The sequence below is a fragment of the Pandoraea vervacti genome, assembly GCF_000934605.2.
Taxonomy (GTDB): domain Bacteria; phylum Pseudomonadota; class Gammaproteobacteria; order Burkholderiales; family Burkholderiaceae; genus Pandoraea; species Pandoraea vervacti.
On record NZ_CP010897.2, the window covers coordinates 4,138,181 to 4,163,585 of the forward strand.

A 25,405-nucleotide genomic window follows, 5' to 3' on the forward strand; every position below is an offset into this window, starting at 1 on the left:
GACGTTTCCTGTCCGTCCCGTGATCGTGCAGCCATGCGCATCGGGGTCGGTCGGGCCGCCCCGGCTGTCACATCAACTGCCGCCGAACCAGTTGTAGCCCTGGTCCTCCCAGTACCCGCCCGAGTACGTGTTGGTCACGTAGATCGCTTGGATATGTTTGGGATTCTTGTAGCCGAGCTTCGTGGGAATGCGCAGCTTCATGGGGAAGCCGTACTCCCTCGGCAGCGTCTGGCCGTCGTAGGTCAGCGCGAGCAGCGTCTGCGGGTGCAGCGCCGTCGGCATGTCGATGCTCGTGTAGTAATCGTCCGCGCATTTGAAGCCGACGTACCTGGCTGTCGTGTCCGCGCCGATGCGACGCAGAAAATCGGCGAACGTCACACCGCCCCAGCGGCCGATGGCGCTCCACCCTTCCACACAGACGTGGCGCGTGATTTGCTCCGCTGCCCGTGGCGCCGCAAACTCGCGCAACGCGTCGAGCCGCCACGGGGCCTTGTCCGCGATCAGCCCCGACAGTTCCAGCCGGTAGTCGGCTTCTTCCACGACCGGCGCCTCGTCGATCGAGTAGAACGCATTGAACGGGAACGGGCGCGTGATCGCCGACGCGGGAAACGTCGGGGCAAGCACGTTCCGACGAAACAGCGCGGCCTGCACCCGATCGTTCCAGCGCGAGATCTTGTTCAGCGCCGACTCCACGCTCGCGTTGTCGTCGAGCGAGCAGCCCGAGAGCAGCGCCACACCACCGAGCGACAACGTGCGCGTGAGAAACGCCCTGCGCGAGGGTTCGGCCACACGACGCGTCATCAGCACGCGGGCTTCGTGGAGAATCGCGTCGCCGTCGCGAACGAGCGGCGCATCGGGCGTGACGATGTTGGATTTACGTTCAAGGCTCATGACAGTGCCGTCCTGATGTGTGATCTCGCGTCGTAACGATTCAGAGGGTGACGTCGACGCTCAGCGCCCGGTAAGCATGGTGCGCAGCGTGCGTGGCACCAACGCCACCATCACCACGTGAATCGCGACAAAACCCACCAGCCCGGCCATCGCAATGAAATGAACGAGACGCGCGCCCTGGAATCCGCCGAAAAGCGTGCACAGCCAGCCGAGTTGCACGGGCTTCCAGATCGCAAGCCCCGAGGCGATGAGCAGCACGAGATCGAGCACGGCGAAGAGATAAGCGGCGCGCTGCACCTGGTTGTAGTGACGGGGATCGTCGTGCGCAAGTCGACCCCGCGCAGCGGCGAAGAGATCGCTCACCACGCCACGCAGCGTGAGCGGAAAGAAACGACGCACAAAACGTCCGCTCGCAAGGTTCGTGAGCAGATAGATCAGGCCATTGGCAGCCAGCAGCCACATCGCGGCGAAATGCCATAGCAGCGCACCGCCGAGCCAGCCGCCGAGGGTCATCTCGTTGGGGAAACGGAAAGCGAAGATTGGCGAGGCGTTATAGATGCGCCAGCCGCTCATGACCATCACGACGACCGCCAGCACGTTGAGCCAGTGGGTCACGCGCAGCCATACCGGCTGGACGGGCGCACGCCGTGCGGGCGGCTGTGTCGCAGGGGGTGCGGTCTTCGTCAAGGTGGACATCGGAATCTCCATCGCAGCGATTGCGTTCGATGGAGTTAGTGTTGCGTCGGGCCAGTGACGAAGTCCTCACGAAAAAATAACGTTTTTGTGAGGATCGTAAAAATATTCGGATCTCGGGCGGTAATCCGCGTCGACTATGCGCTGGGAATGCGTCGGCGTGTGCGCGCAAAGTCCTTCGGTTTCGCGGGCGGGATGCCCGCGAACCCTTAGCTGGCGTGGATCGGGAGAATCAGAGGTTGACCAGACGTTGATCAGACGTCGTCCGGATCGACCGGCTTTCCGCTTTTGAGGTACGCGTCGAAAGTCGGCACGTGGGCGTCGAGCAATGAGCGAATTTCGTTAATGAGAGTGTCGTAATGGGCGACGAGATTTTGCGCGAAGGGCGTAAGTTGCGCCCCGCCACCGGATACGCCGCCGATATGACGCGTGACTAGCGGTTCGCGAAACTCGTGATTCATCGCCTCGACCAGCAGCCAGGCGCGTCGATAAGACATGTTCATGCGCCGTGCCGCCGCCGAGATCGAGCCGTTCGCCTCGATGGCGCGCAGCAGGGTGAGACGCCCGGGCCCGAACACCGGCGTTTCCCCATCGCGAATACGTACGCGAACGTCGTAGCCCGCTGCCCCCGCGACGCCGGGCGCCTTGCTGGCGGCTTCCAGCGCTTGCGCGCTCGCGAGCCATTCCCTGGCGTGCGCGTCTTGCGACGCGTCGGGCGTAGCGACGATTTGGGTTGGTTTTGCCTGACGCCGTTCAGCTGGCATGGTTGCCCCACATCACGATGAAGATCAGTACCAGCAACGCGACGGCCCATGGCCACCAGCGCGCCATCTTGCCGCGTGTCGACGGCATGTCGCGCGTGGCGGCGTGCGTGGCGAGCGCTGCCGCGATCTCGCCGTCGGCGGCAACGGGGTCGTTCAGCGCGTGATGCGGCGCGACAGCCGCCGTCAGGCGGCGAAAGAACTCGTCGGCGAGCTTGCGCGCTGCCGCTTCCATGGCGGGGGAATCGAGGCCGGCGCGATCTCCGGCTTCGCCGCCGATCTGCGCCTTGAGGTCATATGTGAGCAATGTGCTCATCGGTCCCTGCGCGTGAAGCGTAACGGCAGCGCGGCCGCGCGCGTGCCCGACAGACGAGCCCAGCCCGTCGAAGTCCAAGGTGTAGGCCGTGGGCACGACGACGTCGGTAATTTTGATACGACCGGTCCAGCGCCCGGCGAGAGGGCCGAGCACGGCGGCGATGACGATGGTCCACGTTGTCTCGTCCACGCGCTCGATCGACTCGCAACCGGGAATGCACCCCTGCAAAACACCCGGATCGTTCAACGCGATCCACGCGACGTCCCGGGCGACCGGAAGTTGCCGACTGCTCTGTAGTTCCATGGCTTCGTCTCCTTGGCGTGCTCAGGTCCGTTGTGAACGGGCACCGTTGTCGCGATTGTGAAGGAAAGCGGTGGAGTGATGCGGCGTTGTCTCGAACATCGAAGTATTGTGACATGAGTTACCGCTCGTCAGATTACGAGACCGGTCGCCAGCAGCGCACAGGCTGTCGGTCCGACGCTTACCCCGCCGTTTGGGCCGCGTGGTCTGTGTAGTCCGTGTGGGCGCACTGGTCCGTGTGGCCCATGCGGGCCGTGTGGGCCGTGTGTGGTTAGAGAGCCGAGAGGCCCGATGACCGGAATATCGGCTTGAATACAGCGCACGCCAAGGCGCGATATACTCGCCGAATCACATCGAGTGGCCTCCTATGGGCAACCCATGCATCCGCGATGCAACGAGGTCGGCGTCCTCCGACGGCTTCGAGGCGACATCGGGATTGACTCGAAAATGATTGGATCAACGGCCGTTCTCGAATTGGCGAAGGAAACGAGTGCTATGGACAGTGTCGATCTGGAAGTGCTGAAGTCCGCCGTACAGTGGACCCGCGCAGGCTTTTTCGTCACGCTGGGCACCGTTGTGCGCACCTGGGGCTCGGCCCCCCGCCCCGTGGGTTCGATGCTCGCGATCCGTGAAGACGGTCATCTGGTCGGCTCCGTGTCGGGCGGTTGCGTCGAAGACGATCTCGTTGCCCGCATCCGCGCGGGCGACTGGCCGCAGGACCGCCCGCAGGTCACCCGCTATGGCGTCACCGCCGAGGAAGCCCATCGCTTCGGCCTGCCCTGTGGCGGTACGCTGCAACTGGTGCTCGAACCCGTGCGGGACACCTCGCGCATCGAGGAGCTGCTCGACACCATCGGGAAGTTTCGTCTCGTCGTTCGCGAACTGGACATGAAGACCGGCGCCGTGCGCATGGCGCCGGGACACCACACGCCGTCGGTCGAATTCGACGGCGAGCGGCTCATCACATCGCATGGCCCGCGCCACCGGCTGATCGTGATCGGTGCGGGGCAGCTCTCGAAGTACGTCGCGAGCATGGCCAGCGCGCTCGACTATCACGTGATCGTGTGCGATCCACGCAGCGAGTACGCGGACGAATGGCAGGTGCCCGGCACCGAACTCTCCCGCGAGATGCCCGACGACCTCATCGTGCGTCTGCAACTCGACTCGCACAGTGCCGTGCTCACCCTCACGCACGACCCGAAGCTCGACGACATGGCGCTGCTCGAAGCGCTCAAGTCACCGGCGTTTTACATCGGCGCCATCGGCTCGCGCGTGAACAACGCGCGACGTCGCGAACGTCTTTCGCTATTCGATCTGAGCACGACCGAAATCGAGCGGCTGCACGGCCCGGTCGGCATGCATCTCGGCGCCCGTACGCCTGCCGAAATCGCGGTCGCGATTCTCGCCGAAATGACCGCTATCAAGAACGGTATCGCGGTCACGCAGACGTTCGCCATGCACACCGGCGAGCGTGCGTCCCCCGAGCAGGCAGCCGCCGACGAGTGCCGTAGCGCGGCCTGAGCGTCGTCGACGGGAACGCCGCACCTGCTGCGCTGAAGCCGTGGCGTGTCGCACCTCTCGCAAACCTCTCGCAAACCTCTCGCACACCGCTCGCACCTCTCGCGTCTGCCGCATCTCAGACCTACTGCGCATCGCGCGCCGCGTTGGCATCCACGAAAAAAAGCGCCGCCACGATAAACATGGCGGCGCAACTCGCTCACTCGTTGCAGAGTGTTACTGCTGGGTATTGCCTGGGTATTGCCTGGGTATTGCCTGGGTATTGCCTGGGTATTGCCTGGGTATTGCCTGGGTATTGCCTGGGTTACCTCATCGTCTGTGGTATTGCACTCGTCCGACCGATCGGCACATCAGTCGTGCGGCCACAGGAACGATGCGACGGCGTGCCCCTTGGCGGACACCTTCACATCCTTCGTCATGGGCTTGCCGTTGTAGGTGACCTTCACGGTGTAATTGCCGTCGGGCAACCTCACCAGCATGTACGGGCCTTTCGAGCGCGTGTCGAGCACCGTCGTGCCGCCTTGCATGATCTGCACCTGTGCGTCGGCAATGTATTCGTTCTTGCCGTCGCCGCGTGCGGCCATCTCGATGGACAGCGGCCAGCGCGAGGCTTCGCGTTTGAAGGTGCCCGATTCGTCACTGTCGATACCGCCCGAGACGTAGGTCACATTGCCCTGCTGCATCGATGGCGGCAGCGTGCCGTCCTGCGCGTGGGCGATGGAGATACCGCCCAGACTTCCTGTCAGTGCTGCGGCGGTGGCCGCAGCCACCGTCCAGCGTTGCCATTGTTTCTGCCACATAGTCAACCTCCCTTGCGTGAATTCACGATACTGGAAGCCCATGGCATCCCATGGCGGTCGTGTCGGCGTGAGGCTCGAGGCGCAAGGCATGCGCCGTGTGCTCAGCCGAGATCGACCGGGATGAAAATCTGTTGCCCGTCGCGTTGCACGAGCAACGCGACATTATTGCCCGCCTTCTTGAGCTTCTCGCTCAGTTGCGCGGCGCTCGTGACCGGTGTGCCATTGAGCGAGAGGATGATGTCGCCCTGCTCCACACCTGCCTGCGCCGCCGGACCGCCGGCCCGTGCGACCAGCAGGCCGTTCGTGACCTGCGCCGCGCGCCTTTCCTGCGGCGAGAGTTCGCGAACGGCGAGTCCCAGACGGCCGTGCGTCGCCGAATCGTCCGCACTTGCCACGTCCTTCGTCTCGTTGAGCGCCGCGACCTTAATGCTCACATCCTGCTTCGCGCCATTGCGCCACACCGTGAGCGTGGCTGTCTGCCCCGGACGCATATCCGCAATTTTTTCCGGCAATTGCACCGAATCGTCGATGGTCGTGCCGTTGACCGCGAGAATCACATCGCCCGGTTTCAGGTCCGACTTCGCCGCCGGGCCGTTCTTGTCGATGGACGACACAAGCGCCCCGGTGGGCTTGGGTAGGCCGAACGACTTCGCCAGCGACTGATTCACTTCCTGAATCGCCACGCCGATGCGGCCGCGACTCACCTTGCCGTACTGCTGAAGCTGCGTCTTGACCTTCATGGCCATATCGATCGGGATCGCAAACGACAATCCCTGGAACCCGCCGGTGCGCGAGTAGATCATCGAGTTGATGCCGATGACCTCGCCGTTCAGATTGAACAGCGGACCGCCCGAATTCCCCGGATTGACCGGCACGTCGGTCTGAATGAACGGCGTGTAGTTCTCGTCCGGCAACGCCCGCGCCTTCGCGGACACGATGCCTGCGGTCACGGTATTGTCGAAGCCGTACGGCGAGCCGATCGCCACAACCCATTCACCCGCCTTCGACTTCGACGGATCGCCGATCTTCACCGTCGGCAAATCCGTGGCGGCAATCTTGAGCAACGCGACGTCGCTCGCCTTGTCGCTGCCCACCACCTTGGCTTTGTACTCGCGCTTGTCGGTGAGTTTCACCGTCACCTGACTCGCATCGTCCACGACGTGAGCGTTGGTCAGGACATAGCCGTCCGGACTCACGATGAAACCCGAACCGAGGCTGCGCGTCGGCCCGCCGCTGTCGTCCCCGTCATCGTTGTCGCCGCCATCGTTGCCCGGCGCGCCATAAAAGTGACGGAAGAACTGGAACAGCGGGTCGTTCCGATCCATGCCCGGCGGCAGTTGATTGGCCGCCGAGCCTCGTTGCGCCGAAGGTTTCCCATCGTGCGTCACACTGATGTTGACTACGGCGGGTCCGTATTGTTCCGCCAGTTGCGAGAAGTCCGGCACAAGCATGCGTGGCGCGGTATTCGGCGCATTGGGGGCATTCTGAACGTTGGCCACGGGGGTCGCGGTCGCAGCGCTGGCGGCACTGGCGTCGGTGACCATTTCCGAGGCGAGCGGCGCCTGCCAGTGCTGACGTCCGGCGACGTAACCGCCCGTCAGTGCGACGAGTACGGCACTGGCAACCAGCGTACGAGTGAGCTTCGAGGTCCGCATGAGTCTCTCCTTCCGACAACCACGTTTGAATATGACTGCCATCGTAGAGAGGCTCCCTTAAGAGAACCTTAAGAAGCGCACCGAGCCGAGATTCATTGCACGCGGCCACTTTCGTGCGTCGACGTGCGAAGGTCACGCATCGAGCGAGGACAAGCGCAATCATTGCGCGCTATGCGTGACGACTGCATGCGTTTGAAGGCGCAACTCGCGTGGTTCGCCTTGCGGATGAGGGCCACCGTTGCCTACGGTGGCGTAGTGGCGCAATCCCGCGCCGCAAGTATTCGTCTTCAGGAGAAGTCGCTATGGCTATGCAAATCGATCGTCACGTTTGCCGAATGCTCCGCTGGACGGGGGCCGCCGGCGCCGTCGTGTGTCTGGCATTCGTCACGACCGCACACGCGGCGTCGGGCAACGGTAACGGCACGGGGACGCAAGGCCCTGCTGAGTCGATGCCGACGCAGGGACCGATGTCAGGCCAGATGCAGGGGCAGAACACCTGCCCGACCGATGCGCCTGCCGATCAGGCGCTCGTGGGCAAGTCGCTCACGGAAGCGAAATCAATGCTGCGGGGATGCCCGTGGCGCATCGGCATGCAAGACGGCAAGGCCATGCCGACCACACGCGACCATCGCCCGGATCGCCGCACGCTCACCATCGAGCACGACAAGGTGACGGAAGTCACGCGCGGATAAGCGTCTGGGCCAACCGTCAATGGGGTGCCGGTGGCGACGCCGGCACCGAAATCAAAGCGCGGGAGGCGCCGAGGTCGCGCCACCGAAACTCACCCGCACGCGCAGCCCGTGGCCGTTGCGGGCATCGAACAACTCCACGTGCGCGCCATGCGCCCGGGCAATGTTGCGCACGATGGCAAGCCCAAGACCGCTGCCTTGCGCGCGCGGCGCGGCGACCTCCTCGTGAGCCGACGCAGAGATGACCGACGAGGTAGCTGACGATGAGATGGCTGACGACGGCGCGTTCTCTGCCGTCGCGGCCCCGCCGCGGAAGAAACGGTCGAACACCCGCTCTCGCTCGGCAGATGGAATGCCCGGACCGGTGTCTTCGATTTCGACGACGGGCGACGGCAGCGCCGACACCAGACGCACATCCACATGCCCGCCGCGCGGTGTGTATTTCAGTGCGTTATCGACGAGATTGCCGAAGAGCGTCTGTAACGCGTTGGCATCGGCGTGCACGCGGGCGACGGCGGCCAGTGCATCCGGGGCATCGAGCCCCAGATCGATACCTTGCGCGACAGCGAGCGCCGCATGATGGGCCACCACGTCGCGCAGCAGCGGCACTAACGGCAAATCGACGAATGCGGCGGCAGCGCGCGCGGCGTCAGGCTCCTGACGCGCCAACGTCAGCAATTGCGCCACCATGTGAGATGCGCGTCGCACGCCCTCGCGCAGATCGCGCATCGCTTCGGCGCGCGCCGCTTCCGTATCGGCGCGCTCGAGCAACTGCACCTGAAGCTGCAACGCGGCCAGCGGCGTTCGAAGTTCGTGCGCGGCGTCCGCTACGAAGGCCTTTTGCTGCACCAGCGCCTCATCGAGCCGACCGAGCAGACTGTTCAGTGCGCGCACGAGCGGCCGCACTTCGTCCGGCAGTCCCGCTTCGGGGAACGCTTCGAGCGCCCCCGGTGCACGGGCGTCGAGCGCCTTCGTCACCCGACGCAGCGGACGCAGTCCGCGCCCCACCACAATCCACACGAGCAACCCGAGCAGCGGCATCGCCACAACCAGCGGCAGCAGGGTGCGCAACGCCATCGAGACGGCAAGCGAATCGCGAATGACCATCGGCTGCGCGAGCTGCACGACGTTGTCGCCGACGCGCGCCGCGTAGACGCGCCAGTCGCCCGCCGGGGTCTGCACGGTGGTGAAGCCGAGTTCCGCGCGCGGCGGCAACGGCGTGCGCGGATGCGAGTAATACAGCTCCACGCCGTTGCGGCTCCATATCTGGATCACGAGACCTTCCGTGTCGTTATGCTCGCCCGGTACGCTCGAAAACGATTCGGCCGGCAACGACAAGGCCATCTGCTGCAACTGGAAATCGAACAGCTCATTGGCCTCGGTGCGCGCCTGACGGAAGATCGCGATGCCTGCGAGCACCAGCGCGAGGGTCAGCGTCAGCAACAGGCCAACGAGAAGGCGGCGACGTATCGAGCGCATCAGTTCGCCTCCGAGGCGTTGTCCGCGTCACTCGTTTTGGCCGGCATCATGTATCCGACGCCACGCACGGTACGAATCGCATCGGGCCCGAGTTTCTTGCGCAAGCCGTGAATGTGCACTTCGACGGCATTGCTCGCCACCTCTTCGCCCCAGCCATAGATGCGCTCTTCGAGTTGGGTCTTCGACAACACGGCCCCCGGACGATTGAGCAAGGCTTCGAGCACGGCGTATTCGCGCGCGGAGAGCGCGACGGGCGTGCCGTCGCACGATACCTGACGCGTAGCGGGATCCAGCACGATCCCGCCATGACGCAACAGCGGTTCGCTGCGCCCTGCCTGGCGCCGCACGAGCGCGCGCAGGCGTGCGGCGAGTTCATCGAGATCGAACGGTTTGACGAGGTAATCGTCGGCCCCCGCGTCGAGACCCTTGACGCGATCGGCCACCGCGTCGCGCGCGGTGGCGATCAGCACCGGCAGCGTCTGGCCGCGCGCACGCAAGGTGCGTAGCACGTCGATGCCGTCACGACGCGGCAGACCGAGATCCAGCAACAACGCGTCGTACGTCTCGACGGCGAGCGCATCGAGTGCGCGCTGCCCGTCACCGACATGGTCGACGGTCCAACCGTCCTGACGCAGCCCCTTCGCGACGGCCGTGGCGATCATCGCATCGTCTTCCACCAACAGAATTCGCATGAATCAGGCACCGTTATATGCGTTGCTCGGGACGTCTTCGAAAATCCATGCCATCTCGCACGATGTTGCCTTCGAGTGACACTCCGTCCGAATTCGCCTCATTGTAGCGACAGTTCGTTGCAGGCCGGACTTACAATGTCACGCATGCGCCGCGCGCTCAGACGCACGCGCGGCTGCCCTCATTGCTTAAGATTGCTGCGTCGCCGCGTTCGCCCAGGGATGTGCGTGCCACTCGCGCATTCGGCCCTGCGGTCTCGCTGTGCGCAACACTGGAGAAATTCGCCCGTCATGCGCGTGTCCCACTTCACAGGCCTTTACCGCCTTTACCACCTTTACCGCCTTTACCGCCTATCCAGCACCTCCCGCCCCGACTCGCGTCCCTTCCTTCCCGCCTCCGGTTCGTCTCGCACCGGCGCCGCCATGGGTGGGCTTGCCGATGCCACTCGCATCGCGCGTGCGGGCGTGACGACAGTGGCGATACTGAGCGCAGCGCTGGCCGTGGCTATGGCCGTAAGTGCGCCGGCGCAAGCCAAGCCGGCCAAGATTGCGAAGAAGGCCCCCAGGGTGCCGGTCACTGCGGCGCACGCCACCCCGCTGCCGCCACCGCTGGCGCGCGCGCTCGCCACGAGCCAGGTCCCGCCCTCGCATGTCAGCGTGATCGTTGCGAAGGTCGACAATCCGTTGCAGACGCGCGGCGCGATTCCCGCCCCGATGCTCGCGCTCAACCCCAACGTGCCTCGCAATCCGGCCTCGACGATGAAACTCGTCACGACGATTGCCGCACTGGACATGCTGGGTCCCGATTACCGCTGGCGCACGCAGGCGTTCACCGACGGTCAGTCGGACGGCCGCACGCTCAACGGCAATCTGTACTTCAAGGGCACAGGCGACCCGAAGCTGGTGCCGGAAGAGATGGAGAAGTTCATCGCGGAACTGCACAACGCGGGCGTGACGAACCTCAACGGCGACATCGTGCTCGACCGCTCGGCTTACAGCGCGGATATCGGCGCGCAGGGTCCGATCGATGGCGATGCCGATCGTCCCTACAACGTGGCGCCGGACCCGCTGCTGTACTCGTTCAAGGCGATGTCGTTTACGTTCACGAGCAATCCCAACGGCACGGTCGACGTCGGTGTGCTGCCGCCGCTGGCGAACTTGCAGGTCGCCAACGAGATGTCGTCGGCAGCTGCCGGCAATTGCGGCGACTGGCTGGCCCGCATCCATCCTTCCGTGAGCACGACCGCCGACGGCGCTTATCTCGCGCACTTCTCGGGACCGTACCCGGCGTCTTGCGAAGACAAGGGATGGAATATTGCCGCCCCCGATCGCGACCGCTTCTTCCTCGGTGGCTTTCGTGCCTTGTGGCAGGCCTCCGGCGGACAGTTCAACGGCAATGTGCGTACCGGGGTCGTGCCGCCCGGCGCGCGACTGCTCGTCACGCATCGCGGTCAGACGCTGGCCGAAGTCGTGCACGACATGAACAAGTTCAGCAACAACGTCATGGCGCGGCAACTCTTCCTCACGCTGGGACTGGCCGCCGACGGCAAGACGCCGGCGAGCATCGCGCGCTCGCGCGACGTCCTCGGTCGCTGGCTCGACAAGAACGATCTCGCCATGCCCAGCCTCGTCGTGGAGAACGGCTCGGGACTCTCGCGCGTGGAACGCATCAGCGCCATGGAGCTGGCGCGGCTGCTGCAACACGGCATCAACAGTCCGACCGGGCAGGTGCTCGTCGAGTCGATGCCGACCGTCGGCGTGGACGGCACCATGCGCAACCGTCTGACCAATCGCGACGTGGCGGGCAACGCCCATGTGAAGACGGGCACGCTCGACGATGTGAGTGCGGTCGCGGGCTACGTGGCCACCCGCTCGGGCAGCACGTATGTCGTGGTGTCGCTGGTCAACGATCCCCGCGCGAGCAACGCACGCGGCTTCAACGACGCGCTCATCTCGTGGGTGTACGAAAACGCCCCGTGACAAAGTCTTACGGCTCCATGCCCCCCTCTCCCCCAGCTCCCCCCTCTCCCTGACGTCATCGTGACCAAGGATCGGGGGTGGGCGGACAGGCCCCGCCCTCCGGACATTTGACGTTTCCTTCTAACCACCACGCCGACACCCCGCATTCGCGTCAGAATAGACGCTCCACCGGTGTCACCCGCGCCAGCCCAACGAGATGCGGGGACACCGGTTCAGATGACCCCATCGTGAGGAGACGCGAGGTCATGAACGTCGAGTTGATTCTGCTGGCGCTCGCGCCGGTATTCGTGCTGTGCATCGGCATCGAGGCCTGGTATTGGCGGCGTCGGCGCCCCGGCATGTACAGTCTGCGCGACACGCTCAGCAATGCCACGCTCGCCCTCATGCATCAGGGGGCGGACAAGCTGGCATGGCTGCTCATCGTGCCCTTCTACGGGTGGCTCTACGATCACTACCGCGTCTACACGATGCCCGCCGGATGGGTCGGCTTCGTGCTCCTGTTCCTCGTGCAGGACTTCCTCTACTACGTATTTCACCGCGCAAGCCATCGCATCCGCTGGTTATGGGCTGCACATGTGGTGCATCACTCCTCGGAGCGCCTGAACCTGTCGACGGCCTTCCGACAGAGCCTGATGTATCCGGTGGCGGGCATGTGGCTGTTCTGGACACCGATGGCGCTCATCGGCTTCACGCCGGTCCAGATCGTGGGCGTGGTGCTCCTGAATCTCGCCTTTCAGTTCTTCGTGCATACGCAGGCGATTCCGAAGCTGGGCTGGCTGGAGTATGTGCTCAACACGCCCTCGATCCACCGGGCGCATCACGCGCGCAATCCGCGCTATATCGACCGGAATTACGCGGGCGTGCTCGTCATCTGGGATCGTCTGTTCGGGTCCTACGTCGAGGAGAGCGACGCCGAGCCTTGCGAGTTCGGCATCGTCGACCCGATTCATACGCACAATCCGATCACGCTGACGTTTCACGAATGGCGTGCGATGGCACGCGACGTCGTCACGATGCCGGGCTGGCGCAACAAGGGGATGGCGCTGTTCGGGCCACCGGAGTGGCGACGTGCGAGAGCGGGCACGCAGGGGCGCGACGGAACCCATGCCGGCAGCGGTGACGGAAGCGGCGTCGGAAGCCGTGACGCGATCAGTCACGAAAGCGGCGCGGGAAAGCGCGCCGGAATCGGGACGTTGACGAGCGCCTCAGGCGCGTTCGAAGGCGGCGGCGGCGCGTCCGAGCCGGTCGCCGACAGCGGCCCACTCGGGCGTGTCGGGCAGTCGTTCGAACAGAATGTGCGTGACGTTGGCGCGATCGAGGCGTCGCAGCATCGCGTACAAATCGGTCGCGAGCGCGGCGGGCGTGGCCGGTAATACGATCTTCACGACATCGTCGGAGGCGGCAATGGCGGCCGGCAGCGTCGCCAGCGTGGGCGCGAAGGCCACCACCGCGACACGCTCACCCGCCGGGTGTACCGCGAGGGCTGCCGCGAACTGGCCGGCGTCGCACAGATACAGGGGCGTGCGTGGCGCATAGTGCGCCTTGAGCGTGCCCGATGCGCGCGGCGCATCGTTGTCCTGCCCCGGCAGGCGCGGCATTTGCCCAAGCACCTCGGCGATCTGCGCCGGGGTGATATGGCCCGGGCGCAGCAACGCCGGGAAGCCACGCGACAGATCGACGATCGTCGATTCGATGCCGACGGCGGCCTCGCCACCATCGAGCACATGCACGCTCACGCCGGGCAGGCCGGCGAACTCGTCACGCACGTGCTGTGCAGCGGTCGGGCTTACCTGACCGAAGCGATTGGCCGACGGTGCGGCCACTCCGCCCTGCCCGCCCTTGATGCGCTCGAATTCACGCAGCAACGCCTGCGCCACCGGATGCGACGGACAACGCAGGCCGACCGAATCCTGGCCGCCGGAAACAGCGTCGGGGATATGCGGCGCGCGCTTGAGAATGAGGGTAAGCGGGCCGGGCCAGAACGCGTCCATCAGCTTGCGCGCCGCAGGCGTGACGTCGTCGCTCCAGTAGCCGGGATCGCCATCCGGCGAAAAGTGCACGATGACCGGATGATTGGCCGGACGCCCTTTCGCCGCGTAAATGGCCGCCACGGCGGCCGGATTCTCGGCGTCGCCGCCCAGGCCATAAACCGTTTCCGTCGGGAACGCGACCAGTTCGCCCGCGGCCAGTCGTTCGGCAGCTTGCGTAATCGCGTCAGCCGGCGGCATGACGATGCGCGGCACGTCGGGCGGGTTCATCGTTCAGTCTTCCAGCGCAATATCGAGACTGGCAGCCGCCGTCACGCACGCATTGCGCGCTTCGTCGAGCGAGGCGCCGGCGAACGTGATGTGGCCCATCTTGCGACCGACGCGAGCGTCTTCCTTGCCATACAGGTGCAGGCGAGCGGACGGCAGCGCGACCACGTCCCCCCATGCAGGCGTGCGCGGTTGATCCTTCGCGGGCCCCTCGAACCACACATCGCCCAGCACGTTGAGCATGACGGCCGGCGAGTGCTGACGCGTTTCGCCCAGCGGTAACCCCGCCATGGCGCGCACTTGCTGTTCGAACTGGCTCGATGCGCAGGCATCGATCGTGTAGTGGCCGCTGTTATGCGGGCGCGGCGCCATTTCGTTCGCCACGAGCGAGCCGTCTTTCAGAATGAAGAACTCGACGCACAGCACGCCCACGTAATCCATTTGCGACGCGATCGCCGCGGCCGCCGCACGGGCAGCGTCGGCGATGGCCGGCGCCGCATCGGGAGCGGGCACGGTGGTGGTGGCGAGAATGCCGTCGATGTGCACGTTCTGGGCAAGCGGATAGGTGGCAACCGCGCCATCCGCACCGCGTGCGCTCAGCACCGACACTTCGAACGCCAGCGCAAGACGCTTTTCCAGCACGCACGGCACGCCGCCCAGCGCGGTGTATGCCTCACGCGCCTCGGCGGCGGTGTTGACGCGGACCTGCCCCTTGCCGTCATAGCCGAGACGCGCCGTTTTCAGAATGCCCGGCAACACACTTTCGATGGCCGCATCGCCAATGGCGGCAAGCGCGTCGTTCGACTCGATCACCAGATGGGGAGCGACCGGCACGCCGCAGCTTTCGATGAAGCGCTTTTCCGCCACGCGGTCCTGCGCAATCGCAACGCAGCGCCCGGCGGGGCTCACGGTCGTGGTCTTGGCGAGAAAATCGAGCGACTGGGCCGGTACGTTCTCGAACTCGGTCGAGACGGCCGGGCACAGCGTGGCCAACTCGGTGAGCGCCGCCTCGTCACGATAGTCGGCGACGATCAGACGATCGGCCACGGCGCCGGCCGGACAACGCGGGTCCGGATCCAGCACGCAGACCTTGTAACCCATCGACTGGGCGGCAAAACAGAACATGCGGCCGAGTTGGCCGCCGCCCAGCATGCCCAGCCATTGGCCGGGAAGGACAGGCGCAGCGGAGGCAGAATTCATCTTCGTGAAAGCGCAGACAGTGGCGGGGACGTTGTTTTCTTTTACAGCGCAGGCAGCGTCATGCCGCGCGCCGCTTCGGTCTGCTTCGCACGGAACGCTTCGAGCTTGTCGGCGAGCGACTTGTCGTCGGCCGCGAGCATCGAGACCGCAAACAGCGCCGCGTTGGCCGCGCCCGCTTCCCCGATGGCGAAGGTCGCGACCGGCACGCCCTTGGGCATCTGCACGATGGACAGCAACGAGTCTTCGCCACGCAGGTACTTGCTGGGTACCGGCACGCCCAGGACCGGCACGGTCGTCTTGGCGGCGATCATGCCCGGCAGGTGCGCGGCACCGCCGGCACCGGCGATGATCGCGACCAGACCGCGCTCGCGTGCGGCTTCGGCGTAACGGAACATGTCGTCCGGCATGCGGTGCGCCGAGACGACCTGCGCTTCGTACGGCACGCCGAACTCGGCCAGAATGGCCGCCGCATTCTTCATCACTTCCCAGTCCGAATTGGACCCCATCACCACGCCGACGCGCGGAGCCACGGCTTGTTTATCGCTCATGTCTTCAGTCGTCCCGCTCAAGCCAGTTGCTGACCGGTCAGACGCTCGAGCGCCTCGCGGTACTTGGCAGCCGTCTTTTCGACGACTTCGGCCGGCAGCGCCGGCGCGGGCGGGGTCTTGCCCCACGGCTGGGTTTCGAGCCAGTCGCGCACGAACTGCTTGTCGAACGACGGCGGGTTGCTGCCCACAGCGTACGAATCGGCCGGCCAGAAGCGCGACGAATCGGCGGTGAGCGCTTCGTCCATCAAGTGCAGCTTGCCGTTGTCGTCCAGTCCGAATTCGAACTTCGTGTCGGCGATGATGATGCCGCGCGTGGCCGCGTAAGCCGCCGCTTCCTTGTACAGACGGATCGAAATCTCGCGGATCTGCTCGGCCAGCTCACGACCGATGCGACTCACCATGTCCTCGAAGCTGATGTTCTCGTCATGCTCGCCCAGTTCGGCCTTGGCTGCCGGGGTGAAGATCGGCTCCGGCAGTTGCTGCGCATTTTGCAGACCGGCCGGCAGCTTCACGCCACAGACGGCGCCCGTTGCCTGATAGTCCTTCCAGCCGCTACCGGCCAGATAACCGCGCACCACGGCTTCGACGAGAATCGGCTTGAGACGCTTGACGACGACCGCGCGCCCGGCCACCTGCGCGACTTCGTCGGCGGACACGACCGTCTCGGGCGCCACGCCCGTGAGGTGATTCGGCACGACGTGTGCGAGCTTGTCGAACCAGAAATTGGCCATCTGGTTGAGCACGCGACCCTTGCCCGGAATCGGCTCGCCCATGATCACGTCGAACGCCGAGAGGCGGTCCGTCGTCACGATCAGCAACTTGTCGTCGCCAACGGCGTAGTTATCGCGCACTTTGCCGCGCGAGAGCAGCGGCAGGCTCTTGAGGGAGGATTCGTACAGGGCGTTCAGAGCGGGGGTAGTCACGGCGGGACCCAATATCAGGAAGGGCAAAGGCGTAATTATACGCGCGTCGGGGAGCGTTTCACGAAGATGTCGGTCGGGCAAGGCGTCGGGGCGCGACATCTTGCCCGACGCGCCGCCGGAGATGGACTCGGCCATGCCTCATGCCCCATGTCCCGCACACGCCGCCTCGCCCGAGGCGGCACACGGCTCGACGACGCACCCTGGCCGACCGCCGTCTGGCGCTCAGCGCCGGAACACCTTTGCGAGACGTGCTTTCTCGGTGTCCTTGACGAGCAGGGCGACGACCGTCGAGCGCGAGACGGGGTTCGTCATGAACGTGCCATGACGCTCGCACTGCTGGAACCACCGCGCCACCGAGTCGACGTCGTAATACTTGTTGTCGCACGTCAGCCCGTAATCGTCGATCGACACGAGACGCACGGCATCCGGGCTTTGCGGATCGATGTCGTCCTGCGAGATGCGGTCGATATGCGTGCCGACGTAGCCCGGACTGAGGAAGCGCACGCCGCTCAGCACATCGATTTCGTGACGAAACCAGAGCAACGCCGTGCCCGGTGGCAAGCCGCCCGAGGCCAGCAGGGGCGCCACACGGTCGAAATTCGCCTCGAGGACGCCCGCCAGTTGGCGACGCCCGTCACGGCCCTGCCAGTCCACACCGGCACCGGGCGAGAGTTCGGGCAAACGCTGCCTGAGGAGCATGACCTTGCGCTCCCAGCGCGGATCGCCGCGCCCCGGCATCCGCAGCATGGCCGTCAGGCGGGACAACTCGGCAACGAGGTCGAGTGCACGCGACGCCACGTTGATATGGTGATCGCTGGCTTCGGCGCGCTGGCGAACCGCCTCGGTCGCAAGCTGGCTGCGCAGCCGCGCGTCGCCGTCGCGAAGTTGCAGCGCCGCACTCGCGATCACCGCACACGGCCGGGCGATGCCATGCTCGGAACACACCAGCGCGATCTTGCCGGGGTGGCTTCGCATGAAGTCCGCAACGCCTTTGCCCGCACGCCACAGCGTTGCGCCGTCGATTTGGGTGTCGAAGCGCTCCATGCCCTCGAATTCCATGAACTGCACGTGCGACAGGCCACCGTCGAGCGGGCCGCCGGACGCCGATGGCGAGCGCGTCGGCGGCGTTGTCGAATCGGTTGCGGCCACGGCATTCGCTGCATTCGCTGCATTCGCTGTATTCGCTGTATTCGCGGCATCCCGTGCATTCGTTGCACTGATGGCGTCCCACCGCCCGGCGTTTCGCCGCACGACCATGGAGAAATAGGCGCTGATCGGTCGCTCCCGATAGCCCTGCACGCCCTTGCCCTCCTTCCCGCCCGGTCCACCGGCAGCGCCTCCCGACTCGCCTTGCGCTTGCATCGCGCCCGGCTCAACGCAGAAGATCGCGCCGATTTGCGGGTGCGTCTTGAGCATACGCGTGAGCGCCCGCGCTTCAGCCGGGGCGGCCGTCGGCCCGACGAGGAAGCGGTGCCCGCCCAACTCCAGCAGACCATAACGCGTGCATTCGCCGCCGACGCGAACGAGTTGTGCGGTATTCACGCCGTATCGGTCGGCCCAGTCTTGCGCCATCGCGCGGGTCGGCGACACCCAGTCCGGCGTCGGGTCGTCGTAACCCCAGAGAGGAATCGGCGGCACCTCCGCCTTTGCGCCGGATCGCGTGCGGGATCTGGCCGGATTTTTCCAGTCGGCGACCAGCGTCATCGGCATGTCGGTCGGTGCACCGTCGAGGAGAGTTGTCGGCGCGTCGACCGGCGTGTCTGTCGAGGGCGCCGCACGGATCGCTGCCGAGGCGGGTGCGCCTTGCGTTTGAGGAGTTGACGCCGCAGCGCGAGAAATGCCTCCGGCGCCCCGCACCGCAAACGTGCGGTTGGCGGCCCCTGTCAGCGCACCGCCCATGGCGTTGGTACGGGACGGCGGGGGCGACGCCTCGGGACTGGACAGCCCAAGACACCGGGTGACGGACTTTGGCAAGCGGGTGAACGGCATCGATAGCTCCGGGTGGCCCATGATGGGCAGGTTGGCGGGAGGCCCGGAGACTGCCACGCGCCTTGCCACCGGACTTGCGATATCGACCGCACGCCTGTCGTTTCACGTCGGCACCGGGCATCGCCCCGCGTCCGCGCACGCCCCGTGGCCGGGATTTCACGGGCCGCCATCGACGCCCACGGATGTTGCCTAGAATGAAAACGTACACCCGACAAACAAGGGGCTGCCATGACAACCACGCCAAAACCAAGCCATGTCCGGCAGCCGAACGTCACACGACGCCTATCACGAGATGTCGCCCACGCATCGCTTGCGGTGGCGTTGACGTTGGCGAGCGCGGGCCTCATGGCGCAAACCGGCGCGTCCCAACCGTCCCCCCACACGCCCGGCCCGGCACCGCATCGCGCCGCCACGCCTCACTCCGCCCCGGGCACCGGCGCACCAGGCGCACCAGGCGCATCGGGGGCATCCACCACCCCGCCCGCCATCACGGAACGGCCTGCACTGCCCCGCCTCGTCGCCATCACCCCGCCGGATAACGATGACGACATCGCCCGCTTCGCGCTCTACGCAGCACGCGACATCGAGCAGCTGGGTTTGCAGTTTCCGGCGCAAGCGGCCAACGCCGCGCCGGACACGGAGGTCGTCATCACGATGCGCCTGCGCGACGGCGCGACCTCGCGCATGCGAGACTTTTCACGGCAGCACATGAACGAGCCGATGACGTTGATCGTCGATGGCGTGGAGATGCTCACCGCGACGATCCGCTCGGAACTCGGCGGCAAGTTTCAGTTGCAGTTGCCCAAAGAAAAGGCCCGGCTTCTGTTCCAGCGAGTGCTGGCAAAAGCCGGGCCGGCGACCTGAGCGGCAACGCCGCCCGAGTCTGCTTACTTCACGATCTGAGCGAGGTCGCCGCTCTTGTATTTCTCGGCCATCTTCTCCAGCGAGACGGTCTTGATCTTGCCTGCCTGGCCTTCGCAGCCGAACGACAGGTAGCGCGCCTTGCAAACCTGCTTGGCGGCTTCACGCGCCGGCTTCAGATAGTCGCGCGGGTCGAACTTGCTCGGGTTTTCGAACAGATAGCGACGGATCGCGCCGGTCATGGCCAGACGGATGTCGGTGTCGATGTTGATCTTGCGCACGCCGTGCTTGATACCTTCGACGATCTCTTCGACCGGCACGCCGTACGTTTCCTTCATGTCGCCGCCGAACTCACGGATCTCGGCGAGCAGTTCCTGCGGCACCGACGACGAACCGTGCATCACCAGGTGGGTGTTCGGAATGCGGCGATGGATTTCCTTGATGCGGTCGATGGCGAGAATGTCGCCCGTCGGCTTGCGGCTGAACTTGTAAGCGCCGTGCGAGGTACCGATCGCGATGGCCAGCGCGTCGCACTGCGTCTGTTGCACGAAGTCGGCGGCCTGATCCGGGTCGGTCAGCAGTTGCTCGCGGGTCATCGTGCCGTCGGCGCCGTGACCGTCTTCCTTGTCGCCCTTCATCGTTTCGAGCGAACCCAGCACGCCCAGCTCGGCTTCCACCGTCACGCCGATGTAATGCGAGAACTCGACGACCTTCTTCGACACTTCGACGTTGTATTCGTAGCTGGCAACCGACTTGCCGTCGGCTTCGAGCGAGCCGTCCATCATCACGCTCGAGAAACCGCTCTTGATCGCGGCCATACAGACCGCCGGCGACTGGCCGTGGTCCTGGTGCATCACCACCGGGATGTGCGGGTAGGCTTCCACGGCCGCCGAAATCAGGTGACGCAGGAACGCTTCGCCAGCGTACTTACGGGCACCGGCCGAAGCCTGCATGATGACCGGCGCACCGACTTCGTCGGCGGCGGCCATGATCGCGGAAACCTGCTCAAGATTGTTGACGTTGAAGGCCGGCAGACCGTAGCCGTTTTCGGCGGCGTGGTCGAGCAGCTGTCGCATAGAGACTAGGGGCATGATGTTCTCCTTGGAATCAAAAACTAAGCAAATCTTTCCTCGATCCAGAGGCGCCCCTCATGACGACAGCTCGCGCGCGGCGCGGTGTGTGCCTGATGGCACTCCCACCCCGCCGTCCCCGCGCGGCCTGCTTCGTCATGCGTGACCCACCTGGACGATCTTCAACGTATTGGTGCCACCGGGTTGTCCCATCGGCTCGCCGACCGTCAGCACGATCGTGTCGCCGCGCTTGACCACACCGCTCGAGAGCAGCAGTTGTTCTGCTTGCTTGAGCGCGCTGTCGCGGTCGTGCGCGGCGTCCGCGCGCATGGCGTAGACGTTGCGATACAGCGCCATTTTGCGATGACTGCTCAGTTGCGAAGTCAGGGCAAAAATCGGCACGTGGATCTTGTGACGGGACAGCCACAACGCGGTCGCGCCCGACTCGGTGAGCGCCACGATGGCTTTCGCGCCAAGATGATACGCGGTAAACAGCGCACCGGCGGCAATCGTTTGATCGATGCGCGTAAAAGTTTGGTCCAGCCAGTCGCGATCGAGTTCCACCGTCTCCGAGCGCTCGGCTTCGACGCAGATCGCTGCCATCGTCTCGATCGTCTCGACCGGATACTTGCCCGCGGCGCTCTCGGCCGACAGCATCACGGCATCCGTGCCATCAAGCACCGCATTGGCGACGTCCGACACTTCGGCGCGGGTCGGCACCGGATTGTGGATCATCGACTCCATCATCTGCGTGGCCGTGATGGTCGTCTTGTTCATCTCGCGCGCGAGCCGGATCATGCGCTTCTGAAGCGCCGGCACCGCCGCGTTGCCGACTTCGATGGCCAGATCGCCACGGGCGACCATGATGCAGTCCGACGCCGCCAGAATCTCTTCGAGCGCCGGAATCGCCTCGGCACGCTCGATCTTCGCGATCATCAGCGGCTTGATGCCGTACGGCTCGCCTGCCACGTTCGCCAGACGTCGCGCCATTTCCATATCGGTCGCGTTCTTCGGGAACGAGACCGCGACGTAATCGGCGCCCAGCGCCATCGCGGTCTTGATGTCTTCCATGTCCTTGGCGGTCAGCGCCGGCGCCGTGAGGCCGCCGCCCTGGCGGTTGATGCCCTTGTTGTTCGACAGGTCGCCACCGACCTTCACGGTGGTGTGAATCTCCTGATCGATCACACGATCGACGATTAGCACGATCAGCCCGTCGTTGAGCAGCAGCACGTCGCCCGGGCGCACGTCGCGCGGCAGTTCCTTGTAGTCCAGCCCGACGCGCTCGTCGTTACCGAGCTCGCAGTTCGCATCCAGAATGAACCGGGCGCCGGCTTCGAGCGTCGTCTTGCCGTTCTCGAACTTGCCGACGCGAATCTTCGGGCCCTGCAAGTCGGCCATGATGGCCACTTCGCGGCCCGCCGCTCTGGCGGCCGCGCGCACCATTTCGGCGCGCTCGATGTGGTCCTGCGCCTTGCCGTGCGAGAAGTTCAGGCGAACGACGTCGACGCCTGCGGCGATCATGCGCGAAAGCACTTCCGGCGTGCTCGATGCCGGACCGATGGTGGCGACGATCTTGGTGGAGCGGTTCATTACATCCATCTCTTCATCCTCTTTTGGTAACAGCGCTTTCGACATTACTGGCGCTTAGAGGTTTGTAACGCAATTAGGCCGCCGCAGGTTAACCAAAAAGTTCGTATTGTCAGTACGAAATCGTTTGATTCGATCTCATACGTTCGCAATAAAGCGACCGAAATCGCCGTCCGCCAACGCATTGCAGACCGTTCCACCTGCTCGCAAGCCCCGCCCCACCTGCCTTTGCACGATTCGCGCAGCGTGCGCGATCAGTTCGACTGCGCCGCGCGCTGTTGCAGGACGTCCACAGCCGGCAGCGTCTTGCCTTCCAGGAATTCCAGGAACGCGCCGCCGCCCGTCGAGATGTAGCTGACCTGATCGGCGATACCGTACTTGGCGATGGCCGCGAGCGTGTCGCCGCCGCCGGCGATCGAGAAACCCCTGGCTGCCGCAATGGCGCGCGCCAGGGTTTGGGTGCCGTGACCGAACTGGTCGAACTCGAACACCCCGACCGGGCCGTTCCACACGATGGTGCCGGCCTGACCGAGCTGCTCGGCCAGTTTGGCAGCCGTTTGCGGACCGATGTCCAGGATCATGTCGTCGTCGGCCACGTCCGCTGCTGCCTTGACGGTGGCTTCGGCGTTCGCACTGAATTCCTTGGCACACACCACGTCCGTCGGAATCGGCACCGACGCGCCGCGCGCGGCCATGGCGTCGATGATCGCCTTCGCTTCTTCGACCAGATCGGCCTCGGCGAGCGACTTGCCGATCGGCAGGCCTGCGGCCAGCATGAACGTGTTGGCAATGCCGCCGCCCACGATCAGCTGGTCGACCTTGTCGGCCAGCGTCTTGAGGATGGTGAGTTTGGTGGAGACCTTGGAACCGGCCACGATGGCCACGAGCGGACGCGCCGGGGCGTTGAGCGCCTTGCCGAGCGCTTCGAGCTCGGCGGCAAGCAGCGGGCCTGCGCAGGCGACCGGTGCGTACTTGGCGATGCCGTGCGTGGTGGCTTCGGCGCGGTGGGCGGTGCCGAACGCGTCGTTCACGTAGACGTCGCACAGCTTGGCCATCTTCTGCGCCAGTTCGTCGTTGTCCTTCTTCTCGCCCTTGTTGACCCGGCAGTTCTCCAGCAGCACGACCGTGCCCGGGGCCACGTCGAAGCCGCCGTCGACCCAGTCGGCCACCAGCTTCACGTCACGGCCGAGCAGTTCCGACAGACGTTGCGCCACGGGGGCGAGCGAGTCGGCAGCCTTGAATTCGCCTTCGGTGGGGCGGCCCAGGTGCGAGGTAACCATCACGGCAGCGCCGGCGTCGAGCGACATCTGGATGGCCGGCACCGAGGCGCGGATCCGCGTGTCTTCCGTGATTCGGCCGTTATCGTCTTGCGGCACGTTCAAATCGGCGCGGATGAAGACACGTTTGCCCGCGAGGCGGCCCTGAGCGATCAAATCGGAAAGACGTACGACGGAAGCCATGAGAATCCGGAATAAATAGTGGGAAAAACATGCATTTTAACTGATCCGACCCACCGGATGCCCATTTTCACGGCTGGCCGTTCCGCCTACAGGAACAACCGCCCGAGCGTGTAGACGATCATGCCGATCACGATCATCTCGATCATGTTGCGCCGCCAGATGAACCAGCCCGTCGCCGCGACCGCTGCCGCGAGCTTGTGATTGCCCAGGTGCATTGCGAACTGGTGATCGAGCAGCACCACTTCGGGCACCACGATCACGGCAAGCGCCGCAGCTGGCGCGTAACGAAGTGCGCGTTGCAGACGTTGCGGCAACGTGACCCGGTCGCCGGCGAGCAGGAAGAAGGTGCGCGTGACGATGGTGATGGCCGTCATCGCCACGAAGGCGAACCAGATGTCAAAGGTGCTCATGCGCGACGATCCCCCGACGTACGACGTTCCTCATGTACGGCCCCTTTTTGCACCTCCTTCTGCGTCCCTTTCTGCATCCCTTTCTGCATCCCTTTCTGCGCCTCGACGATCTCCCCCGCCTCCGCTCCGGCGCCGGGCGGCGTCGCAATCGGCACCCTGACAGGATTGGCCAGCGCGAGCCGCCTGGCATGCCGCGCGGCCATTTCGTCGCACACCATACCGGCGGCGAGCGCGCCCAGCACACCGAGCACGAGGTTGAGGCGATACGGCAAATCGAACGCCAGCACGCCGATGAGCGACGCGAGCGCCACGGCCAGCATCGTGGAGCGGCTGTTGATCGTGTGGACCATCATGGGGATGAGGGCGAGCGTGCCGGCGAACCCGAGCCCCCAGCTGTCGGGCACCAGGGCGCCCAGCACGATGCCCAGGATCGACGACACGTGCCACACCGCCCAGTTGCTGAGCGTGATGCCGTAGTACGTGCCCTCCTTGCCCGGCACGTAGCCGTTCGCGAAGTTCTGGTTCATGAACATCACGAACCCGAGATCGCCGTTGACGTAGCCAAGGGCGATGCGCCGCGGCAGCGACAGATAGGAAAAATGCGGCTGCAACCCAGCGCTGAAAATGACGAAGCGCAGATTGACGATGCCGACCGTGAGCAAGATCGTCCAAAGCGGCATGCCGGCGGCGAACAGCGGCAGCGACGCCAGCTGCGCCGATCCGGCGTAGAGCATCAGGCTCATGCCGATGGCCTGCGGCACCGTGAGCACCGACTTGCTCATGGCGACGCCGGTGACGAGGCCCCATGAAAAGATGGCGGGCAAAAGCGGCGAAATAATGCGAAACCCGGCCGCGAACCCTTCACGTTCAGCGGCAGGCAAACGAAGCATTGACATGGTCGGCTGGGGGGCGAGCGTCGTGGCGAACGACGCGGTGTCTGGCATTGCGGGGCAAAGCGGTCCCGACGGCGCCCGGCACGCCCGATATGGCCACTAGGGGCCACGGCGCCCGCCAGGGTTGCCGGAGTGTCTCTTGACGTTGTTCATCTTTGGCGGCGGACGACAGGCCATTATAGCCACGGTAAATGGTTGCTTAGTTGGTAAAACACCGTCGCCCGCCGGTTTTTTCTGACGCAACCGGACCGTTGTCGCGTACGCACCACGCGCACGCGCACGGGTAAGCGTCCGTGCCCTTGATACGGCACCACGCCTGCGCGCAGAACCCGGGAGCCATCCGCAAAGGGCTGCTGCTGCTTTACAATAGCGACTTTTGGTAAGCGGACGGATGCCCGCTACGCCAATTGCAAAACTAATAGCAAGACCAATCGCAAC

General features: G+C 65.0%; 22 protein-coding genes and 1 pseudogene. 5 read left to right on the top strand and 18 right to left on the bottom strand.

The window, feature by feature from the left end:
* Window positions 1–72: 72 nt before the first annotated feature.
* The 4 genes from UC34_RS17960 to UC34_RS17975 form a co-directional block, all read right to left on the bottom strand.
* Window positions 73–891 carry a molybdopterin-dependent oxidoreductase gene (locus UC34_RS17960; protein WP_044456643.1) on the bottom strand — a complete coding sequence of 273 codons (819 nt, stop codon included), beginning with the start codon at window positions 889–891 and terminating at the stop codon, window positions 73–75.
* 60 nt (window positions 892–951) lie between these two features.
* Window positions 952–1,587: a cytochrome b/b6 domain-containing protein gene (locus UC34_RS17965; RefSeq protein ID WP_044458361.1), complete on the bottom strand. Its 636-nt coding sequence runs from the start codon at window positions 1,585–1,587 to the stop codon at window positions 952–954.
* 251 nt (window positions 1,588–1,838) lie between these two features.
* Window positions 1,839–2,348 (bottom strand): winged helix-turn-helix domain-containing protein, encoded by a 510-nt coding sequence (locus UC34_RS17970; RefSeq protein WP_084070782.1) that lies wholly within the window; start codon window positions 2,346–2,348, stop codon window positions 1,839–1,841.
* Window positions 2,338–2,964, bottom strand: a complete 627-nt coding sequence (locus UC34_RS17975) for a CoxG family protein (protein WP_044456644.1) — start codon at window positions 2,962–2,964, stop codon at window positions 2,338–2,340. Before UC34_RS17975 ends, UC34_RS17970 begins: the two co-directional genes overlap by 11 nt.
* A gap of 492 nt (window positions 2,965–3,456) precedes the next feature.
* On the opposite strand from UC34_RS17975, the gene UC34_RS17980 reads away from it, so the two are divergent.
* Window positions 3,457–4,482, top strand: a complete 1,026-nt coding sequence (locus tag UC34_RS17980; RefSeq protein ID WP_044456645.1) for an XdhC family protein — start codon at window positions 3,457–3,459, stop codon at window positions 4,480–4,482.
* Between the two features lie 347 nt (window positions 4,483–4,829).
* Here the strand turns inward: UC34_RS17980 and UC34_RS17985 are convergent, their stop codons facing one another.
* Together UC34_RS17985 and UC34_RS17990 are read right to left on the bottom strand one after the other, a co-directional pair.
* Complete coding sequence (locus UC34_RS17985; protein WP_044456646.1) at window positions 4,830–5,279, bottom strand: hypothetical protein; 450 nt, start codon at window positions 5,277–5,279, stop codon at window positions 4,830–4,832.
* Between the two features lie 101 nt (window positions 5,280–5,380).
* Window positions 5,381–6,934, bottom strand: coding sequence for a DegQ family serine endoprotease (locus tag UC34_RS17990; protein ID WP_044456647.1), 1,554 nt, complete (start codon window positions 6,932–6,934; stop codon window positions 5,381–5,383).
* Between the two features lie 302 nt (window positions 6,935–7,236).
* Between UC34_RS17990 and UC34_RS17995 the strand changes: the two genes are divergently transcribed.
* Window positions 7,237–7,626 (top strand): hypothetical protein, encoded by a 390-nt coding sequence (locus UC34_RS17995; RefSeq protein ID WP_052811124.1) that lies wholly within the window; start codon window positions 7,237–7,239, stop codon window positions 7,624–7,626.
* Window positions 7,627–7,677: 51 nt separating this feature from the next.
* Here the strand turns inward: UC34_RS17995 and UC34_RS18000 are convergent, their stop codons facing one another.
* Both UC34_RS18000 and UC34_RS18005 read right to left on the bottom strand, forming a co-directional pair.
* Window positions 7,678–9,102 carry an ATP-binding protein gene (locus UC34_RS18000; protein WP_044456648.1) on the bottom strand — a complete coding sequence of 475 codons (1,425 nt, stop codon included), beginning with the start codon at window positions 9,100–9,102 and terminating at the stop codon, window positions 7,678–7,680.
* Window positions 9,102–9,794, bottom strand: a complete 693-nt coding sequence (locus tag UC34_RS18005) for a response regulator (protein ID WP_044456649.1) — start codon at window positions 9,792–9,794, stop codon at window positions 9,102–9,104. Before UC34_RS18005 ends, UC34_RS18000 begins: the two co-directional genes overlap by 1 nt.
* Before the next feature lie 288 nt (window positions 9,795–10,082).
* Here UC34_RS18005 and dacB point away from each other — a divergent pair, with 288 nt between their 5' ends.
* Both dacB and UC34_RS18015 read left to right on the top strand, forming a co-directional pair.
* Window positions 10,083–11,771 (top strand): D-alanyl-D-alanine carboxypeptidase/D-alanyl-D-alanine endopeptidase, encoded by a 1,689-nt coding sequence (gene dacB / locus UC34_RS18010; protein ID WP_237165146.1) that lies wholly within the window; start codon window positions 10,083–10,085, stop codon window positions 11,769–11,771.
* Window positions 11,772–12,016: 245 nt separating this feature from the next.
* Window positions 12,017–12,844, top strand: a pseudogene (locus tag UC34_RS18015) (sterol desaturase family protein); the annotation flags it as partial.
* A gap of 132 nt (window positions 12,845–12,976) precedes the next feature.
* Here the strand turns inward: UC34_RS18015 and UC34_RS18020 are convergent.
* The 5 genes from UC34_RS18020 to UC34_RS18040 form a co-directional block, all read right to left on the bottom strand.
* Window positions 12,977–14,029, bottom strand: coding sequence for an L-threonylcarbamoyladenylate synthase (locus tag UC34_RS18020; protein WP_044456651.1), 1,053 nt, complete (start codon window positions 14,027–14,029; stop codon window positions 12,977–12,979).
* A gap of 3 nt (window positions 14,030–14,032) precedes the next feature.
* Window positions 14,033–15,226 carry a 5-(carboxyamino)imidazole ribonucleotide synthase gene (locus tag UC34_RS18025; RefSeq protein WP_044456652.1) on the bottom strand — a complete coding sequence of 398 codons (1,194 nt, stop codon included), beginning with the start codon at window positions 15,224–15,226 and terminating at the stop codon, window positions 14,033–14,035.
* Window positions 15,227–15,267: 41 nt separating this feature from the next.
* Window positions 15,268–15,774: a 5-(carboxyamino)imidazole ribonucleotide mutase gene (purE, locus tag UC34_RS18030; RefSeq protein WP_044456653.1), complete on the bottom strand. Its 507-nt coding sequence runs from the start codon at window positions 15,772–15,774 to the stop codon at window positions 15,268–15,270.
* A 17-nt stretch (window positions 15,775–15,791) separates the two neighbouring features.
* Window positions 15,792–16,682: a phosphoribosylaminoimidazolesuccinocarboxamide synthase gene (locus UC34_RS18035; RefSeq protein ID WP_044458364.1), complete on the bottom strand. Its 891-nt coding sequence runs from the start codon at window positions 16,680–16,682 to the stop codon at window positions 15,792–15,794.
* Between the two features lie 237 nt (window positions 16,683–16,919).
* Window positions 16,920–18,743 (bottom strand): hypothetical protein, encoded by a 1,824-nt coding sequence (locus tag UC34_RS18040; protein WP_157123231.1) that lies wholly within the window; start codon window positions 18,741–18,743, stop codon window positions 16,920–16,922.
* A gap of 288 nt (window positions 18,744–19,031) precedes the next feature.
* Here UC34_RS18040 and UC34_RS18045 point away from each other — a divergent pair, with 288 nt between their 5' ends.
* A complete protein-coding gene (locus UC34_RS18045; RefSeq protein WP_157123232.1) occupies window positions 19,032–19,550 on the top strand; it encodes a hypothetical protein in 519 nt (172 codons plus the stop codon).
* Window positions 19,551–19,573: 23 nt separating this feature from the next.
* Here the strand turns inward: UC34_RS18045 and fba are convergent, their stop codons facing one another.
* From fba to UC34_RS18070, 5 genes are all read right to left on the bottom strand, one after another.
* Complete coding sequence (fba, locus tag UC34_RS18050; RefSeq protein ID WP_042112359.1) at window positions 19,574–20,638, bottom strand: class II fructose-bisphosphate aldolase; 1,065 nt, start codon at window positions 20,636–20,638, stop codon at window positions 19,574–19,576.
* A 135-nt stretch (window positions 20,639–20,773) separates the two neighbouring features.
* Window positions 20,774–22,207 carry a pyruvate kinase gene (gene pyk / locus UC34_RS18055; RefSeq protein ID WP_044458365.1) on the bottom strand — a complete coding sequence of 478 codons (1,434 nt, stop codon included), beginning with the start codon at window positions 22,205–22,207 and terminating at the stop codon, window positions 20,774–20,776.
* Between the two features lie 251 nt (window positions 22,208–22,458).
* Window positions 22,459–23,664, bottom strand: coding sequence for a phosphoglycerate kinase (locus UC34_RS18060; RefSeq protein WP_044456656.1), 1,206 nt, complete (start codon window positions 23,662–23,664; stop codon window positions 22,459–22,461).
* A gap of 86 nt (window positions 23,665–23,750) precedes the next feature.
* Entirely contained in the window at window positions 23,751–24,074 is a 324-nt protein-coding gene (locus UC34_RS18065) for an AzlD domain-containing protein (RefSeq protein ID WP_044456657.1), read from the bottom strand.
* Complete coding sequence (locus tag UC34_RS18070) at window positions 24,071–24,964, bottom strand: AzlC family ABC transporter permease (RefSeq protein WP_084071042.1); 894 nt, start codon at window positions 24,962–24,964, stop codon at window positions 24,071–24,073. The genes UC34_RS18065 and UC34_RS18070 overlap by 4 nt, the downstream gene beginning before the upstream one ends.
* Window positions 24,965–25,405 lie beyond the last annotated feature (441 nt).